This window comes from Wolbachia endosymbiont (group A) of Beris morrisii, assembly GCF_964028185.1.
In the GTDB taxonomy this organism is placed as follows: Bacteria; Pseudomonadota; Alphaproteobacteria; order Rickettsiales; family Anaplasmataceae; genus Wolbachia.
On sequence record NZ_OZ034760.1, the window covers coordinates 195,400 to 213,009 of the forward strand.

The 17,610-nt window shown below is 34.9% G+C and carries 21 protein-coding genes and 1 pseudogene; 6 read left to right on the forward strand and 16 right to left on the reverse strand.

Annotation, left to right across the window (positions count from 1 at the left end; genetic code table 11):
- Nucleotides 1–8 precede the first annotated feature (8 nt).
- The 4 genes from ABWU69_RS01025 to ABWU69_RS01040 all read left to right on the forward strand — a co-directional run bounded on the left by ABWU69_RS01025 (nucleotide 9) and on the right by ABWU69_RS01040 (nucleotide 4,078).
- Complete coding sequence (locus tag ABWU69_RS01025) at nucleotides 9–674, forward strand: RadC family protein (RefSeq protein WP_353285222.1); 666 nt, start codon at nucleotides 9–11, stop codon at nucleotides 672–674.
- 158 nt (nucleotides 675–832) lie between these two features.
- Nucleotides 833–2,026, forward strand: coding sequence for a hypothetical protein (locus tag ABWU69_RS01030; protein ID WP_353285223.1), 1,194 nt, complete (start codon nucleotides 833–835; stop codon nucleotides 2,024–2,026).
- Nucleotides 2,027–2,171: 145 nt separating this feature from the next.
- Nucleotides 2,172–3,068: a helix-turn-helix domain-containing protein gene (locus ABWU69_RS01035; RefSeq protein ID WP_353285224.1), complete on the forward strand. Its 897-nt coding sequence runs from the start codon at nucleotides 2,172–2,174 to the stop codon at nucleotides 3,066–3,068.
- A gap of 20 nt (nucleotides 3,069–3,088) precedes the next feature.
- On the forward strand, nucleotides 3,089–4,078 hold the full coding sequence (locus ABWU69_RS01040; RefSeq protein ID WP_353285453.1) for a helix-turn-helix domain-containing protein: 990 nt from the start codon (nucleotides 3,089–3,091) through the stop codon (nucleotides 4,076–4,078).
- 39 nt (nucleotides 4,079–4,117) lie between these two features.
- On the opposite strand, the pseudogene ABWU69_RS01045 reads toward ABWU69_RS01040, so the two are convergent.
- Nucleotides 4,118–4,666: pseudogene (locus tag ABWU69_RS01045) on the reverse strand (patatin-like phospholipase family protein); the annotation flags it as partial.
- A gap of 222 nt (nucleotides 4,667–4,888) precedes the next feature.
- Between ABWU69_RS01045 and ABWU69_RS01050 the strand changes: the two are divergent.
- Nucleotides 4,889–5,902 carry an IS110 family transposase gene (locus ABWU69_RS01050; protein WP_353285225.1) on the forward strand — a complete coding sequence of 338 codons (1,014 nt, stop codon included), beginning with the start codon at nucleotides 4,889–4,891 and terminating at the stop codon, nucleotides 5,900–5,902.
- A 45-nt stretch (nucleotides 5,903–5,947) separates the two neighbouring features.
- On the opposite strand, the gene ABWU69_RS01055 is transcribed toward ABWU69_RS01050, so the two are convergent.
- On the reverse strand, nucleotides 5,948–6,877 hold the full coding sequence (locus ABWU69_RS01055; RefSeq protein ID WP_353285226.1) for a patatin-like phospholipase family protein: 930 nt from the start codon (nucleotides 6,875–6,877) through the stop codon (nucleotides 5,948–5,950).
- Between ABWU69_RS01055 and ABWU69_RS01060 the strand changes: the two genes are divergently transcribed.
- Nucleotides 6,876–7,397 carry a phospholipase D family protein gene (locus tag ABWU69_RS01060; RefSeq protein ID WP_353285454.1) on the forward strand — a complete coding sequence of 174 codons (522 nt, stop codon included), beginning with the start codon at nucleotides 6,876–6,878 and terminating at the stop codon, nucleotides 7,395–7,397. The two genes, ABWU69_RS01055 and ABWU69_RS01060, sit on opposite strands and share 2 nt — an antisense overlap.
- Here the strand turns inward: ABWU69_RS01060 and ABWU69_RS01065 are convergent, their stop codons facing one another.
- The 14 genes from ABWU69_RS01065 to ABWU69_RS01130 all read right to left on the reverse strand — a co-directional run bounded on the left by ABWU69_RS01065 (nucleotide 7,398) and on the right by ABWU69_RS01130 (nucleotide 17,610).
- A complete protein-coding gene (locus ABWU69_RS01065; RefSeq protein WP_353285227.1) occupies nucleotides 7,398–7,616 on the reverse strand; it encodes a hypothetical protein in 219 nt (72 codons plus the stop codon).
- Between the two features lie 67 nt (nucleotides 7,617–7,683).
- Nucleotides 7,684–8,229, reverse strand: a complete 546-nt coding sequence (locus ABWU69_RS01070; protein ID WP_353285228.1) for an ankyrin repeat domain-containing protein — start codon at nucleotides 8,227–8,229, stop codon at nucleotides 7,684–7,686.
- A gap of 12 nt (nucleotides 8,230–8,241) precedes the next feature.
- Complete coding sequence (locus tag ABWU69_RS01075) at nucleotides 8,242–9,192, reverse strand: phage tail protein (protein WP_353285229.1); 951 nt, start codon at nucleotides 9,190–9,192, stop codon at nucleotides 8,242–8,244.
- On the reverse strand, nucleotides 9,193–9,402 hold the full coding sequence (locus ABWU69_RS01080; protein ID WP_208571518.1) for a tail protein X: 210 nt from the start codon (nucleotides 9,400–9,402) through the stop codon (nucleotides 9,193–9,195). It abuts the gene before it with no gap.
- Nucleotides 9,399–9,746: a phage tail protein gene (locus ABWU69_RS01085; protein ID WP_353285230.1), complete on the reverse strand. Its 348-nt coding sequence runs from the start codon at nucleotides 9,744–9,746 to the stop codon at nucleotides 9,399–9,401. The genes ABWU69_RS01080 and ABWU69_RS01085 overlap by 4 nt, the downstream gene beginning before the upstream one ends.
- Nucleotides 9,746–12,046: a phage tail tape measure protein gene (locus ABWU69_RS01090; RefSeq protein WP_353285231.1), complete on the reverse strand. Its 2,301-nt coding sequence runs from the start codon at nucleotides 12,044–12,046 to the stop codon at nucleotides 9,746–9,748. Before ABWU69_RS01090 ends, ABWU69_RS01085 begins: the two co-directional genes overlap by 1 nt.
- Nucleotides 12,028–12,159 carry a hypothetical protein gene (locus ABWU69_RS01095; protein WP_261983871.1) on the reverse strand — a complete coding sequence of 44 codons (132 nt, stop codon included), beginning with the start codon at nucleotides 12,157–12,159 and terminating at the stop codon, nucleotides 12,028–12,030. Before ABWU69_RS01095 ends, ABWU69_RS01090 begins: the two co-directional genes overlap by 19 nt.
- Nucleotides 12,156–12,413, reverse strand: a complete 258-nt coding sequence (locus ABWU69_RS01100) for a phage tail assembly protein (RefSeq protein ID WP_341817559.1) — start codon at nucleotides 12,411–12,413, stop codon at nucleotides 12,156–12,158. Before ABWU69_RS01100 ends, ABWU69_RS01095 begins: the two co-directional genes overlap by 4 nt.
- A gap of 82 nt (nucleotides 12,414–12,495) precedes the next feature.
- Nucleotides 12,496–13,002: a phage major tail tube protein gene (locus ABWU69_RS01105; RefSeq protein WP_353285232.1), complete on the reverse strand. Its 507-nt coding sequence runs from the start codon at nucleotides 13,000–13,002 to the stop codon at nucleotides 12,496–12,498.
- 11 nt (nucleotides 13,003–13,013) lie between these two features.
- Entirely contained in the window at nucleotides 13,014–14,192 is a 1,179-nt protein-coding gene (locus tag ABWU69_RS01110; protein ID WP_353285233.1) for a phage tail sheath subtilisin-like domain-containing protein, read from the reverse strand.
- The gene (locus ABWU69_RS01115; protein WP_353285234.1) at nucleotides 14,185–14,745 is read right to left on the reverse strand and encodes a hypothetical protein; all 561 of its coding nucleotides are present in this window, start codon (nucleotides 14,743–14,745) and stop codon (nucleotides 14,185–14,187) included. Before ABWU69_RS01115 ends, ABWU69_RS01110 begins: the two co-directional genes overlap by 8 nt.
- A gap of 6 nt (nucleotides 14,746–14,751) precedes the next feature.
- Nucleotides 14,752–16,218 (reverse strand): hypothetical protein, encoded by a 1,467-nt coding sequence (locus ABWU69_RS01120; protein WP_353285235.1) that lies wholly within the window; start codon nucleotides 16,216–16,218, stop codon nucleotides 14,752–14,754.
- Nucleotides 16,215–16,409, reverse strand: a complete 195-nt coding sequence (locus ABWU69_RS01125; RefSeq protein WP_264376309.1) for a hypothetical protein — start codon at nucleotides 16,407–16,409, stop codon at nucleotides 16,215–16,217. Before ABWU69_RS01125 ends, ABWU69_RS01120 begins: the two co-directional genes overlap by 4 nt.
- 4 nt (nucleotides 16,410–16,413) lie before the next feature.
- The gene (locus ABWU69_RS01130; RefSeq protein WP_353285236.1) at nucleotides 16,414–17,610 is read right to left on the reverse strand and encodes a hypothetical protein; all 1,197 of its coding nucleotides are present in this window, start codon (nucleotides 17,608–17,610) and stop codon (nucleotides 16,414–16,416) included.

A 17,610-nucleotide genomic window follows, 5' to 3' on the forward strand; every position in this document is an offset into this window, starting at 1 on the left:
TATATTATATGGAAAATAAGAATAAAAGTAGAGAAGAAATAGAATTCAGAGCATTGGAAAGCAACGGCAAAGCTCTACTTGATCGTGAAGTAATAGAAACGTTTCTAAGTGCAGTGCATGATAGAGACGAAGCTCGCATTATTGCTGAAAGACTAATAGATAGTTTTGGAATAAGAGGAATTTTAGGTCAGGAAATAGATGACCTGAAAACTGTAGAAGGAATAACCGACTCCACAGTAGCAGTAATTTTATGCCTTAGGGAAGCGTCGAAGAGGGCACCAAGAGAAGAGTTAAAGAAAGGACCTGTAATGGGTAACATGGAAACCATAGTAAAATATTTAAGGGTGAGTATTGGCTGTTCAGAGAAGGAAAAGGTAAAAATACTATATTTGGATCAAGAGCACTGTTTAAAAGGGGAGGAAGTATTTACTGGTACAGTGGAAAAGGCACCAGTGTACATAAAGGAAATAACAAGAAAAGCATTAATAAAAAATGCAATATTAATAGTAATGTCGCACAACCACCCAGAAGGGAGTGCAGAGCCATCTGATGAAGATCAAGCAGCAACTAAAAAATTAGCTTCAGCATGTAGTACTGTAGGCATTAGATTGCTTGATCACATTATCGTAGCAAGCGCAGACCATTTTAGTTTCAGGGAAAAAGGGCTGTTATAGTCCAAAGAGCAGTGAGGTTGCTCAAAACTCTAGAGTGATAAATGTTGACAAATCTGCTCATTATTATTTATAATAAGCGAGAAAGTGTACATCGAGTTAATAATAAGGTAACAAAGTTAGTTGTACACTTAGAAAGTATTTTTAATAAGAGGTTTTATATGACTAGTAAAAAAATTACAGTAGTTGGTAATACTCGTGAGTTCAACATCGATCTTAGCAAATTACCGGACGAAACATTAAGTGATCTTGAAGGCATAAGCTGTACTGATATACAACATTCTAACTTTGTGAGCAAAGTTAATAAGGTTAAGAAGCCCGGAGGCGCAATGCCTTCCCCTAGTAGAGATACTCGTGAAAAGTCAATCAACTTCGGAGAAGGACTAGATCGCATTTATGACACAAAACCAGCAAGTAATCAAGCAGATTATCCAGAGGGGTTAAATCCATTTGCCTCAGGCCTGCAAAAAATAAGGCTAAGTGCAAGGGAAAGTGAATGGTTGAGCTGGTTAAAAAGTGCAATTGTAACAGCAAAAAATCCAAGTGAGCTGAACAAAGTTGTAGATGAGGCAATAGCTGCTGGAATGAGGATGAATGGGTGTCATGAGGGAGGCCGGAGCTTTGCTGAGTATGTGATATTGGGTATGCATTTTCACAAGTTCAAAAAAGGTGATCAGAAAAAGATAATACGTAAATTAATGCTGAGTGGCGCAGAGTTTGACACTTTATTGAAAAATGAACTCGTAGGTGAAATTTACAAAGAACTGCAACCAGAGGTTCAGCCACAGATAAATAAGCAACTTGAAGAACGGAGAAAAGCTGGTGAAAATGCTGTTCAAGGGGGAAGCATAGTAGGTATGGAAATGGATAACGACACATCTCTTTGGGAATTTTCTGAGGGGAGCACAGTAGAAGTTGCAAAAGCGCTGGAAGGTACAGGAGCCAATAGAGGACTGGGAAGCAATATAATAAAAATAGGTGATGGTGAAATAGAGATTAGAAATGAAGAAGGAGGTAAGAGAAACTACATTGATATATCAGGTAGATTCGAGATAGGATTTCCTACAAGTATCGGTAAGCTAAGAATTGCAGTGTACAATGACGAAAAACAAGTACAAGTAAGAGTGGTAGATAAGGAGATGTGGTTTAAACTACAAACAAAAGGCGAGGAAGTAGCGAAAGATTGTCTCTTTGGGGGAATGAAAATCGAAGAAGCAGTAAAAAGAGGAAGTTTCACGAGAAGTTGCTTTTTGGGTGAAAATAAGGCCACAGAGGTGGTTAGTGAAGCACTGTCCTCATCTTTATGGACAGATAGGATACGTGGAGGTAGTCAGGAAACCTTTAGGGCACGTTAGACCAATTGGAGGGTTTTTCTCTCCACCTATTCGTAAAATTGGGGTGTGAATTTTCAACTAAGTTGAAGTAGACAACTTTTAAATTCACAGCAAAGTTGAGCTATAACAAAAAATCCTGTAATAGTATATTTTTTTGTGAAGGAAAGTGACCACCCCTCTAGATTACGAAGTAGGACAAAAAGTAAAAAGATGGAGGTTGGAGCGAGGGTATACTCAGGAGGATTTAGCGGAGAAAATCGGTATAACACGTCAGGTAATGCTACAATATGAAAAAGGAACACGTAGAATTTCGATTGAAAAACTATATGCCATAACAGAGGCATTATCAGTCAGTATTACAGATCTCATTCCTATACAAAGAGTATCAAAAAGTTGTCTTGAAGACGAGAGAGAAGAAATATTAAATCTAGTAAGAAATTATAAAAAGATTAATGACCAAGAATTACGCAAGGTATTTTATTTACTAACCAAATCTGCCCAGCTTAGTGAAAAAAGCAGTAGAAAAGCAGAGAGAATGGAAATAGCAAAGGATCTAGTCAAAGCAGGAATTTCTGTTGATATTGTCTCGAAAACAATTGGCTTATTCGCTAATGAATGTACCAATTGTTCTATACACTACAAAATAGGGAAGAAGATAAAAGAATGGAGGCTGGTGCGAGAGTACACTCAGAAGGATTTAGCGAAGAAAATTGGCATAACACGTCACAAAATAAGCAAATATGAGCAAGGAGAAACTGCTGTTCCACTTGACAAATTATATGAAATAGCAGAGGCATTATTGATTAGTATTACAGATCTACTACCTGAATCAACCGAGAATGAGGTAGAAAATGAGCTACCAAGTTTAATTGAGGAATACAAAAAAATTGAGAATCAAGAATTACGCTACGCACTAATTAAATCTTTATTTGAAGGCATACGGATTTGCGAGGAAAAAGTAAGAAAAGCAGAGAGGATCAAGGTTGCAAAGGATCTAGTGAAAGAAGGAATTTCGATTGATATTATTTTGCAAACACTTGGTATATCTGCTAGCATGATTTGAAAGTTTTGTACATTAAGTTTATGTTTGTTCCTGTAAGAAAAGTTAGCGACTACGTTAATCTAGTTGGCTCTATAAGCTACGAGATAGGGCAAAAAATAGAAAATTGTAGGTTAATGCAAGAATATACACAAGTAGAGCTAGCAAGTAAGACCGAGTTAACATACCAAGAAATAAACAACTATGAACTAGGATATATTCTTATTCCAATTGAAGTATCATATAAAATAGCAGAGGCATTATTAGTTAATGTTATAGATCTATTACCTGAACCAGTAGTAGTAAGGAAAGACAGTTATTGCGAAGATGAGGATGAAGAAATACTCTATCTAACAGGAATATATGAGGATCATCAAGAGCTGCGCAAGGTAATACGTCCATTGATTAGGTCTGTCTACCTTAGTGAAAAAATTAATCAAGAGGGAGCAAGAATAGAAATTGCAAAGAACCTAGTTAAAGAAGGAGTGTCTGTTGAGATTATCTCCCAAACAACCGGCTTATCTATCTATGAATATGATAATGCAGAAGAAGAAATTTGCACTGATTCTATATACTATAAAATAGGGCAGAGAATAAAAGAATGGAGGTTGATAAGGAGAAATACTCAAAAAGATTTGGCAGATAAAGTTGGTTTAACAGCTAAGGAAATACACGAATACGAAAGAGGATACACTGCCGTTTCATTTGACAAATTGTATGAAATAGCAGAGTTGTTATCAGTTAACATTAAAGTTTTGCTGCCTAAAACAAGAAAAAATGAGGATGGTAAGGAAGAAAATAGACTATTGGGTTTTCTAAGTAAGTATAGAAAAACTGAAGATCAAAAATCAGTAGCTATATTAGATGGGTTAGTAAAATCTTTATCTGAAAGTATGGAAATTGACAAAGAAAAAGTTAAAAAAGCAGAGAAAATCAAGATTGCAAAAGATCTAGTTAAGGCAGGTGTTGCTATTGATATTATTGTGCGAGCAAGTGGTCTAACTGCTGGTGAGTTGGGTGATTGTGAAAATTGAATTGTGTTAAATAATATATTAAGATATAAGTAAAAATAGTTATATATTTAATATTTCTATACAGAATTTGTTTATCACTTTTTGATTGTCCTCTACCATTGCATTTGCCTCCTCCTGCAGAAATTTGATATTTTTTGATGTAATATTATCCATGTCAGGTGATGCTGTTTTTAATTGCGATTGTATACGTATATATTTATCAGCTATAACTTGATTAAGTTGATAGTTTACTGCATCTAAACTTGAAGCAAACATCACATTCAGTAGTGGCTTGATCCAGCCTATTTTTCCAAATCTCTTTGAATTGGCATACTCTATGCTTCTATCTGTTCTGCCAGTACCTACCGATAACAGTAGAATATCATCATTAGGAAATAACCTCTTACCACTTGCATATGCGCAAGCCGCAGGATTATTGGCAAATACCCCGCCATCCACTAATACCATTTCCTTGTGGTTGATTTTAAGATATTTAGGTGCAAAGTAAGTAGGTGCAGCCGTTGCAGCTCTGAGTGCATCTTTCAGCTTAATATTACCTTCTTTCTAGCTTTTAAAGAAAAATGGGCAGTTATTCTGAATATCGTAACTTATATCTTGTAAAAAGCATCTAGTGTTTTAAGCTTAAGCATTAGGTGGAGAAGGGAAGAACTCTGAATCGTAACTTAGATATAAAGTCTGTTTACAAGATAAGAGCCCCCTTCTCAAAAGTTTAGGCTGGACGGTATCATAGAAAGACCTCAATGGTTCTAATTCTGTATTCATAAGGTAAGCCTTACTTTTCATTTTAAATAGTAACGTATGGAGTTATATATGATCAACAACTTTCTTGGTATAGATGTTTCAAAAGAACGCTTTGATGTTTTTCTTTCGTTTATAAGTAAAAAAGGAAAACGTGAAGCTAGGAAAAGGAAATTTAAAAATGATGATACTGGATTTCAAGGTCTGCTGGACTTTCTACAAAAACATGACGTAGAAGAAGTAAAAGCTTGCATGGAATCCACCGGTTGTTATAGTGAAGCTTTAGCTGAATTCCTTTACAAGGCTGGATATTTTGTTAGTGTTGTAAACCCAGCTCGCATAAATTTTTATGCAAAAAGTAAGCTCGCACGGCAAAAGAATGACCAGTCTGATGCAGAGATTATTGCAGATTATTGTCAAAGACAGGAACCTTCTCATTGGGCACCACCTCCTCCTGAAAAGAGAAAATTAAAACATCTTTATCGTTGTTCAGATGCGTTAAAAGATGAATTAACATTAGTAAATAATCATTTGGAAAAGAAAGAGAGACTGCCTGAAGAAGTTGTAAATGTTTGGGAAAATCTAGCAATGACTATAGAACAATCAATAGAAACAATAAAAAACTCCACGTGTGAACTATTAAAACAACACAAAGAATTGTTGGAAGATTTTCAACTCCTATTGACTATTCCAGGAATAGGAGAGGAATCAGCAATAGCTATTTTAGCTGAAATTCCTGATATAAAAGCCTTTATAAATGCTAGACAATTAGCAGCATATGCAGGAACTATACCAAAAAATATTACATCAGGTTCATCTGTATATGCCAAGCCTAAGCTAAGTAAATCAGGTTCACGGACATTGCGTAAGGCTCTTTATTTTCCTGCTATAGTAGCTAAAAATCACAACTCTATTATTAAGACTTACTGCGAAAGATTAAAGGAAAAAGGCAAGCATAATATGGCCGTTGTGGGAGCTGCAATGCGTAAATTACTCCATATAGTTTTTGGTGTTTTAAGTTCAAGGAAGGCTTTTAATCCAGATCATATCAAGAACTATAGAGTTAGGAGGTTTACTGAAGCTTAAAAGGAAACGTTCAAAAATGCGAGTTCTAGATTAAAAGGTTAAAGTTTATGATACTACTGTACAGAATTTATCTATTGCTTTTTGATTACATTCAATCATCGTTTGTGCTTCTTTTTTTAAACACTTGATATTTTCGTATGTTGTATTGTCCATCTCCGTTGATGCTACTTTTAGCTGCGATTGAATTCTGATATAGCTATTGTTAATAATCTGGTCTAACTGATAATTTACACAATCTAGTCCAGAGGCAAACATTACGTTTATCAATGGCTTAATCCAGGATATTTTGCCAAATCTTTTCGATCTGAGGTATTTAATGGAATGAGACGATCTGCCAGTACCGATGGAAAGAAGTACTACATCATCGTTAGGAGATAGCTTTCTGCTGCTTGCATAGCTACATGCTACTGGATTATTGGCAAAAACTCCTCCATCTATCAATACCATTTCCTTTTGGTTGACTTTTAAATATTTAGGTGCAAAGTAAGTAGGTGCTGCAGTTGCTGCTCTCAATACATCCCTTAATTTAATAAAATTTCTATCCTCTTTCCAGCTTTTGAAGAAAAATGGGCAGTTATTGTGAATATCGTAACTCGTAATCAACACATTACTTAAAGTGTTTTTAAGGATATCATCGCCAAAATATTTATGAAGTACATACTCAATATTTTTACTGGGGTATTGTGCACCGTTAATCCAAGAAAATATTGATCTTCTTAGAAATGAAGATTTAAAAATATATGACCCGTATTCTTGGTAAAATTCAACTAAATCATTGGCTGAGTATTGGGGATTTCCTAGTTGATCTTTTTTGCATAACCCTGCTACAACAATTCCACCGGTTGAAGTACCTGCTATAAGATCAAAGATTTCAGCTATCGGTTTCCTTGTCCTTTGCTCTATTTCTGCTAGTATTATTGCTGGTATTATGCCTCTTATGCCTCCGCCGTCAACTGAAAGGATGTATTTTTTCATGATTAGATATTTATTAGTTCTATTAACTTGCTCACTTTTATCAGGGTGTGTTACCTGTCCAAAAACTACAGTCTGTTTTACACCTGGGGAAAATTGTGCCGAACAAATAACCAATGCTATAGATCAAGCTCAAAAATCCATATTAATTCAGGCATACACGTTTACTTCAAAGCCAATTGCACAATCTTTAATTAGAGCAAAAAAACGTGGTGTTGATATTAAGGTCATTCTAGATGAATCACAGATCAGCTCAAAATACAGTGTCATCAATGAATTGTTTTATCAAAAGATACCGGTATACATAGACTATAAACCTGCAATTTCACACAGCAAAATTATGATCATTGATAATCAAAAAATCATAACTGGATCTTTTAATTTTTCCGATGCGGCACAGAAAAAAAATGCTGAGAATCTACTGGTTATAACAGGAAGCCCTTCATTAGTTGAACAATACGTTGAAAATTGGAAAGATCGTCAATCGCAATCTAAGCCTTATACGCCATTAATAGAAAATTGATTACCCACATTTTAAGTTGCTAGCTTTAAAATCATCCAGTTCTTCAGAAAGATTTTTTACCCTTTCCTCAAGTACTAACACTTTTTCCATTAAACCATATTCAATGAGTTTATCGTGAAATTGTACCCTTGAGTCTAGCTTGGATAACCACCATATCAATGCTACGGTTTGGATTAATATGGTAATAATTACCGTAATTGGGATTTTTTGCTTTTTCATGTGAAAGTATTAATCTATTATGGATGGTTTTGGGAGTTTATATAGAGATCATAAAAAACTTACAGCTTTAGTGATTACTTTTTGTTGATTCGTATCGGTTCTCTGCATTTGCAAGTAGCTTAATGATTTCATCATAAGGTTTGTCCTTATTATGCCGTGATCTTAATACAGCAATTTTCCTTGGTGTTTTTCCATCTGTATCTCTAATGGTAGGGTCTGCACCTTTGTCTAATAAAAATCTAATTATCTTTAATTTGCCTTCATATGTAGCTGCATGTAAAGGTGTCCATCTTTCATATTTTGTAGCATTTATATCAACTCCTTTTTCTACTAGGAATTTTACAACCTCTGCACATCCTTCTTCTGCAGCATAATGTAGTGCTGTTAATTTAGGGATCTGCACATTAATGTCTAATAGATTTTCTACTGAGAATTTTACAACTTCTAAGTTACAATTTTGAGAAGCAGTTCGTAATATTGTTTTATAATTATCTGTAGCTTTTGCTTTCATGTAGCAATAGGTAATAACAACACATATTATCATTGTTATACACCACCAAAAATGTAGCTTATTTCTTGAGTCTCTATTCATATTCAATACTTTTTTCAACATTAAACATTTGTTTTACTGATTTTTTCTTAACGTTGATGCTGATAACATAGTGCGATAACCTGAACTATCTAACACATGTTCTGCTCTATCAATTACCCATTCACCGTCTATATCTTGATAAAACCCTAACAAGCTAAGTTTCGCCTCTGCAAATAGTTCTGGATTACCAGGCATAGTGATATTCAATACTGCATTATTTCGCTTTAGTTGTTTTAACTTAGCATTTGCTGCGCTTAGTGCTGATTCTACATTATAGTAAAGCGTTTGTATGGTATAACTTGGACTACCAGAGCCAACTGTTTCTGATATAGTTTCACCCTTTTCATAGCTATGCCATTTTGCAACCACTGAGTTGTACCTACTCACGGTAAAATGCACTTTCCAATTTATTGTGTCTTGAGGTCTAATAGCTGTTGTTCCTAAAGCTTTTCCAGTTGCCGACTTTGCTTTGCCTTTTGGAATAAAGAGTATATATCCGCCAGCTAGTTTTGCCATGGCTTCGCGTTCTATTGCTATTTTTGTTAGTAAACTTATATCACTTTCTTCTGTTTGGTTAATATGTGGAATCAACACATTTTCAAATTCTTCTGCAACTCTGCACCCATATCCGTGTTTTTCTGCTATTTCATTAACCAAGTTACCTAGAGTAATTTGATGCCATTCTTTAGATACTTTTTCCTTTAATGATAGTCTTAAATTTGTTGCATGAGCCTTTATTAGTAAGGTTTTAGGCGGACTCTGTACCGTAATTTCATTAATTGTATATACACCCATGGGCGTCACTCCGATTTCCCTATACCCTAAAGAAATATTCAATTCATCTGGGATATTTAAGTTTTCATCTCTGTAATCAACATACACTTCAACTACATCGTCTATTGTCCCAGATTCATCTGTGAGGCGCAATGATATAACTCTATCTTTAATTGATTCACATTTATCTATTATAAAATCTGGCTGCATTTATTCCCAGACCTTTAATTTTGACTTTTGTACTGTTTTCTTAATAGTAGAAAGCTTTATCTTTAATCCAGCAGGTAAAAAGCTTCCGTATTCTGCCAAACCTAAGTTCTCTGCTAGTACTAATTCCACTACTCCATCAGTAAATCCGTAATGTTTCCAGCAAATCAGATCTAGCATTTCTCCTTCTTTAGTTAAGTAATATATAGTCATCTATAGCTTTTCAAACTCAAACTAAATTCAACTTTTCTTGGAAATCCACAAGGGAGAAATGATGTTTGCTTTTCTTCTAATCTTGTAATCACAAACTGTCCAAAAACATTTCCCATGTTGTCAACCAAAGTGTGAGGTTCTTCTGCTTCTTTTGCACTATTTAATTGACTTAAATTTCCAGGGTTATGAAGATAAGTTATTCCCTCTAAGTCTATATTTTCCACTCCTTGACCAATATTTTGTAGTGAAGGCATTTTATCGATACATTCAATTACACTCCAACGATTTTCTTTACTATACTTCAAACTTATCGGAGTAAATTTATATGGACCAAGAGATAACATCAATAAAACGTCTCTACTGTATCAAATAAAACATCACGTGATTTTTCTCTTATCCTTTTTATTACTTCATCTGCAAGACTACGAACATCTTGATTTGGCTCTGCTTTAATGCTGATAGTATAATTATTAGTGATGTTCTGAGTTTTATTTTGTTCTTTATTTTCAAACTTACTTCTTGCAAAATCTGCAAGTATCTTATCATTTTCTGTAAGCTTTTTCTCCTCAATAAGGCTTTTGATTCTGAAGCTATTCTGATTTCTATTAGAAAATTCTTTAATTATACTGTTACCTAACAAAGGATTCCCACTGTTGAGAATATTACTTTTTAGGGGAGTATGTACTGCTTTTATTTCAGTTTTTCTTTTTTCAAATTCTTTCAGTGGACTATTTTCAGAGATTTTGCCAAATATGCTATTAATTGTATTTCCCATCCATGAAAAAGCTTCTTCTATGGGTTTTATTATCGATTTCCAAAAGCTAGAGAAAAAGTCTTTCACCTTTTGCCAATTAGTGATAACAAGTGCTGCACCAGTGACAAGTCCAGCAATTAAAAGCCCTATAGGATTACTCATTACAGCAAGCGTTATTGCTCTTAGTCCTGTTACTACTGCAGGAAAAACTGTAGCTGATAAAAATGAAAATACTCCAAGTAGGTTTGCTTTCAGACCAAAAATCGTACTTCCTAGCAATGTAAATCCGTATCCTAGTCCTACTGCTACAATTTTTAAACTTATCAAAGCTGCCACAGTACCCATGATCGCCGTGGTTAAAGTTGGATATTTTTCTGCAAACTCTGCTATATATCTAGTTTTTTCTTGTAAAAGTTCAGCTATAGATTTTAAAGTAGGCAGCATCACTGAGCCCAGATTCATACCAACTTCAGCTATTGCATTTCGAAGAAGTCGTAATTTACTAGCTGTAGTGTCTGCACGATTTTTAAATTCTTCTTGCAGAGAGCTTCTGTACTTTTCTGTATTAGTCAATAATTTTATTGCATCCTCATACTTATTAAAACTTCCAGCTAATAATGCAATATCATCTTGAAATTCTTGGCCAAAAAGTTTCATCAGGGTTTGAGAACGCTCCTGGTTATCCATTTTTTTTAAAGTTTGGAAAAAATATAGCAATGCTTCTTCCCCATTTTCACTTATCCTTTGTACCATTTCTTCCGCGGTTATGCCTATTTCTTCTAGCGCTGCCTTAAACGCTTTTCCTTGACCTTCAGCAGTTTGAAGCCTTGAAAGTAGTGCATTGATTGCAGTTGCAGCTTTTGCTGGTTGTTTGCCTAAACTAATGAAAGCATTTACTAAGCTGCTTGTTTGTTCAAACTTTAATCCAAACTGCTTTGCAGTACCACCAACTATTGCTAGAGCTTCAACCATATCTTTTGCTTTAGCAGCAGTGTTATCTGATAAGTGATTGATTACATTACCAACGTGTTCCATTTCACTAACATCAATTCTATAAACGTTAGAGAGTTTAGCTATGGAATCGCCTGCTTGCTCTGCAGACATATCAAATGCTGTTGACATTTTTGCCACTGTTTCTGTAAACTTAAAAAGATCTTCTTTCTTGATACCAAGTTGACCACCACTTGCAGCTATTTGTGCTAATTCTGCAGCTGATAATGGTATTTCCCTTGACATTTCTTTTAATCCTTTGGCAAATTTAGTTGCTTCATTCGTTCCTTTTTTAAAATCTACCACTTTTGTAACATCAGCCATAGCACTTTCAAAATCAATCGCAACTTTAATTGGTACTGCAAGCGAAAGACCTAGTCCAACAGTCTCTATAATTTGTGACTTAAAATGTGCTTTACTTGCTAAAAAACTTTGGTGACTACGTATTGCAGACCCAAGCTTACCATACTTACCTTTTAGTACTTCAATAGAAGAGCCAAGTTTATATTGATCACTTACTAATGACTTAATATTTCTTCCACTTTTCCTTATTTCTTCATTGAATGAATGCAAGGCATCTCTCTTTTTCAAATATGCTTCTTTTGCTTTTGTTGCGGAGGTTTTGGCCTTGTCAAATTCTGCTTTTAAAGTTTTGCTTGGTTTCTCTATCGCTTTCATTTGTTTAGCTAAAGATTTTACTTGATCTTCAAAGCCCTTCCACGACCTCTTGCTAGTTAAAACATCATAACCTAACTGTTTAAATTTTGATACTGATTTTAAAGATGAATCAAGCTTTCTTATATTCTCACCAAGACGAGTAAGTTGACTACTACTTCCTTTTATTACAGTATTAAAGCTGCCATCTAAAACAGCTCCTATTTTTATAGATAACGTTGACATTTAAGCTCCTTTGCTAATTTGCTCCATGAAATAAATTCACTAATCTCCATATCAAGAATGTGCTCAACTCCACCACCTATGATAGAGCCAAGCACTAGTATTTCTAATCTCAAGTTTTTTGGATAATCGGTGAAAAAAAATCCTTTAATACCTCTTGTACTTTTACATAATCAGCAATATCTAACTCTTCAATCGCTTCTTTTGCAACTGATGTCAAATTGGCAGTCAAAGTTACTTCCTTACTTAGATCACTACCACTAAGTCTCTCAATAGCTAGATAATCTCTAACTTTTGGACGTCTAACGGTAAGTTCTGAGACAGAAATACCATCAACTGTAATTGGGTTGTTTAGTGTTATAGTTTGCATAAAATTCTCCTATAAAAAATAAAATCTTGTAAAATGTTGTAACTATTTGATCAACATCTAAAAAATAGAATTCTAAAAATCTTCATATTCCAAGCACCGTTTGAAGTAGTGCCATTTGATCAACACCATTTATCTTTCTAATCATATTTTCAGCATCGATTTCTATTAACTCATTACCACCTATAGTAAGTTTATAGTAATGAGCAGCTACAGTGCATTTTAGAGTGGCTTTTTCAGCAGGTTTCCAGCTACCAAAGTCAAACTCTTTAAAAATGCCTCTTAAATTGATTATTACTCCTTCAATATCATTGTTTCCGCTGCCTTGTAATCCGCCCCTTAGCGTCAAAGCTACTGAATTTCCATTTATCAACCCAAATAGCCGAAAGAGCTCTGTATCGTATTCAGAAAAAGTGAAATCTGCTTCAAGCTTCTCCATGCCCATGTCAATATTTATTGGAATATCCATACCACCAGCTCTATATTCCTCAGTTTTAATGGTGAGCTTTGGCAAGGTTACTTCATCTATTTTTCCTGCATAACCACGACCATCAACGAATACGTTAAAATTTCTCAGTATTTTTGGTAACACTTTGCTTTCTCCTAACTTATATTTACAAGATGAGATCTGAATATTATTTGCTCAGCCGGATACGGTGGTGTAAACTCGAAGTCAAAATACACTTTCCCGCTTGCAATGTTTGCCGGTGTATTGAGCTCTGGTGTTGCATAACATTTTCCGCTAATAATCGCCCCTTGTGCTTTTAAACTTGCCAGATAGGAATTCACCCCCTCAATTACATCATCTATATAAGTTTTGGTGATATTTCGATCAACTGCCCAGAGATGAGCTCGAAGTAAACTATCATTAATTAAATCTGCAGTCCTTCTCACTGACAAAAAAGCCCATTTTGAGTCATTTGAACATGTTCTATTGCCCCAAAGCCTATAGCCATTTTGATGAATTATCGTTGTTACTTCATTTTCATTCAAGTGGTTTGCTCTACAATTTGTATTACCGAGCGTAAAATCAATAGGCCTGCTTGTTCCAACAATACCATTTATCTCTTTATTTGAAGGCGAATGCCAAAATCCTTGTTCACTATCTACTTTGGCTATCAAACCAGCTACAAATGAACTTGGAGGAAAAATTTCTTCTTTTCCTTCAATAAATACCTTAACCCATGGATCAACTACGTAAACTCTTGAGCTGCCTACACTTTTTCTCCATTTTATTGCTTCTTCATCATTAGTATTTGGTCCATCTGCAACAATAATTGCTCTTAATTTTTCTGCTATGGAAATTAAAGCACTCACTACTGAATTTACTCCATCTATTTCAGGTAACTGATGAGTAAACTGAGGTGCAATTAATATTCTTGGAGCAATATGAACTATGCTTTCACTACTGAGGAATGCCTCTATCCCTTGATACTCTCCAGTCTCTTTATCAACACCGCCAATTATATTTTGGATAGTTTCACTTTCTTTGAGCTTTGAATCGCTGTTTTCACTTTCTTTAACTCGAATAACTACTACTGTTGCACCAATCTGGGAAAATATTCCGTTTGTTGCAGAAGGTAAACTGCCACTCTTTCCAAGTCTTGCTGCTTCTTTTAAGCTTCCTGCAATTAACACTGGTTTATTTAGCGGAAACTTTTGCTCATCAGCTTCAGGGGCAGTACCAATTACACCTATCACTGATGATTTAGCTGTACGTACTGTCTTTGCTCCTGAGGTTACCTCAATAACATTTACTCCGTGTAAAAATTCTTCAGCCATTTCTTTGTATCTTTTGTTTAAAATCGTTTAGTAAGTTCTCTAGCTCATTTTTACTTTTGGCTTCTGCAATTTTCTTCTTGGTAATGTCTTCCAACTCTTCACATTTAATTATTTCTTTTACTGCTTTTTTTGCTTTTTCTTCAATTATTCTTGCCATTTCAATAACTGTAATACCACGGACTTTTGCTAATGGTTCTATAATTTCTGTATCCTTTTTACTTATAGACTCTGGTGCTGCTAGAATGCTTTTTGCGGCTTTTTCTTGTATTTGATACGATTTAGCTTTTTGGTGAGAATTTCCAGCGTATTCGTTAGTATAGTTATTAAAATAAAAACGCACACTATCAAGTGCAGAAAGTTTCGCATTTTCCAATAATTCCAGCTCAATATCTTCCTTATTCCTTTCAACAATTTTCTCTCCTTCTGTTAAACAATAACTTTTTTGCCAGTCAAAATTCTTTGGCGCTTCGTACCAATCATTCCCTGTTGGCTTACTTTCAAGCGTTGTTGTTTCTACTTGTTTATCATTCTCAAATCTAATGTAGATAGACATTCTTTGTTACCTCCAGAGTTCATAAGTTTCAGATAACCCAGGACATTGCCAAGCTTTTAGCGTTCTCTCTACATCTACTTCAAGCCCCGTGGTTAGAAAATTGCTACGTATGTTATATATTCCCCACTGAATAAATTGACCATAGTTGTATACATAATTTGATGCAAGCATACCTTGACTGACTTGTGTTCTGGAACATAGGTAAGATGATGTGTAAAGTAATATTGCAACTGTTTTTCCTGCTGGGATCTCCACATTACCAGATCCAGCTAATTTGCTATCAGAACTCATGTATTGGTAAACATTTTTCCATATTATTCTTGAAATACTTGATTTATTAGAATTGGTATTATCTGGTGTTCCCACAAATAGTCCTGCACCCCCATACTCCGTACTCGAGTACGATGATCCAACAAATTCTATTGTTTTATTTATGTTCACATTCGTTGTATTTTTTACAAATACTACTCCAAGTGCAGCATATGGGTAATAGTATATCTCATCATAACTACCCGAAAAGCTTTTTGTGCATAACTCTCCGTAAATAAATGTTCCTTTATTTCCCTCTATAAAACTTAGTTGTCTTGGCCGATAAAAACTAACGTAATCTGTATCGTATGTATGGCTACCTGCTAGTAATTGCAACATATAGTCGGTTTTTGTTATATCACTACTCCACTTTCCAAGCTCTGTTGTAAAAGTTCCGTGGCCAAAGTAATTATTTTTTCTGCCAAGTACACCAAATAAGAAAGGTAATGTACCTGATTCAATCATATTACGCTTTCTTATTTCATTTATAAGAGACGCTTTTAACTGTTCATCCCGAGTTTTTACCTCATTTATCAGGGATGTTTTTAACTGGTTATCACGAGTTTCTATTTCCCTAATAATTGATGAGCCAGATGGTACATTATTAACAGCACGAAAATCTTCTACTAAACCTTTAAGACCATCTTTATGACTGTTACTAATGCTATTTATTGCTGCAATATTGGCATTCTTTCTCGTATCAAGTAGCGATATATGCGAATCTGATGATGCTTTTAAAGTATTTAAGGAATTATCCCTAAGCTTGTTGATTTCATTAACGGAATCTGTTTTTACTGCAGTTATTGCTGATATTGAGTTTGTTTTATTGCTGTTTATATCATTTAGGTGTTTTTTTGCACTATCAAGAAGTTCTTTTAGCTTACCATCTGTCATCTGCACAATTTCAGAAACCGCACTTTTGTCGACTATTGATTCCAATGCTTTAGCAAGATATGCTAATTGATCTGGAGTACTGTTTGCTACTAAATCCTTAAGTCTTTTTTGTAGTGCATTAATTATCCCTTTTACTTCAGTCATCTGCACAACGTTGGAAATAGCTTTTTTATCTGCTATCAATTCCAGCGATTTTGCAAGATATGCCAGTTGATCAGGTGTGCTACTTACTGCTAAATCCTTTATCCTTTGGTATATTGCTTCTTTCATTCCCAAAAATTCAAAAAAGTTTCAAATCTAAATCGTTCAAAATTACTTTTCAGTTGATTATGTTTATTTTCTCCCTTACTCATATCCTCATCTATTTTTTCTATAGCTTTTCGAATACGTACTACATCTTCCACTGCAATATTTTCTGGATGTGGTAGTGTATATCCTCGTTTGCTTTGGTCATTTGGCATTGATTCAAGTAATAATCACTCGCAAATTTTTGACTTTAGGACGATAGATAACTGTTCCACTTAAAACTAATTTTATCCTTGTCTCATTGCCATTAAAGTTTGTCAGCACATGAGTTCTCTCTACCCAATTTTCTCCAATTGGTTTTCCTGATGTTAAATTTACTAATTGCCATTCTCCCACGTTTTTCTCTACATAAGTTTTAACATCTGCAGTGCCAGGTATTAGCGCATCATATGTTATGGTAATCTTAGTGTTAGCTCCTGCTGTAATACTTCTTGTAACATAATCTCCAGACTCTGAAAGATTACCTAGAACTAGCTGTAACCCTGGATATAGCACTGGACTTTTTTCTTTTGACCCTTTTAAATTTGCCTTTACTGTTAACTCTCCAGATAGTCTTTCACGCAGCGCGAGCGGCAAGTTATCAGATAGAAAATTTTCTTTTCCTTCTTCATCTGTCAGAATAAATTCCACATTGGTATCAAATGCTACTTTTTCGACGTTCGTCAAAACTATTAAATCCGATACGTTGTTTGCTGTAACTTTACCAAGATCAATAACGTGAGAATTTTCGCTAAATTTTGCAGCTAGTAGTCGAAACGTAAGATCAAAGTTTTGATGTGGAGTCCAGGTACTTGCATTGCTTGATGAAAGTAATACTCCTACTTGATATGGTTGACTTGTTACCCACCTACTATTTACTGCATCATACTTGCCAAGTTCTGCTATTTTTACTGCAGTATCTGCATCATCAGTAAGTAGTACTATTGCATACTCCTTTCCTGCATGGCAAAACACTGGTGACCACTCTATACGTGTTGCTGTGCCATCTACTTTTATATCTTTCGGCTCAATATAGCTTGCAGCAATGACAGTCTGTGAGGGCATTCCCACTGCTGTTTCTCTAATCTGCACAACAACACGTTTTTTGCCTTTATTTACAAACCATAGCTCTACACCTCCTATGTGCCTACTCTCATTTAAAGTAAATGTTTGCGCTAAAGGATCAACTCTTCTTGCTGCGATAACTCTTCTTCTTTCCTCTATGGTAATAGTTTTTTTACCAGTATAAGTTGCTTCTCCATAACTGCCTTTATCACCGAAAAACTGCACTAACTTAGTCCCAGCAGGAATGTTTCTTGGTACAGTAAATCTTCCTTTTATTTTTCCTCTGTTATCAGCAATAAATGTTGCGATCAT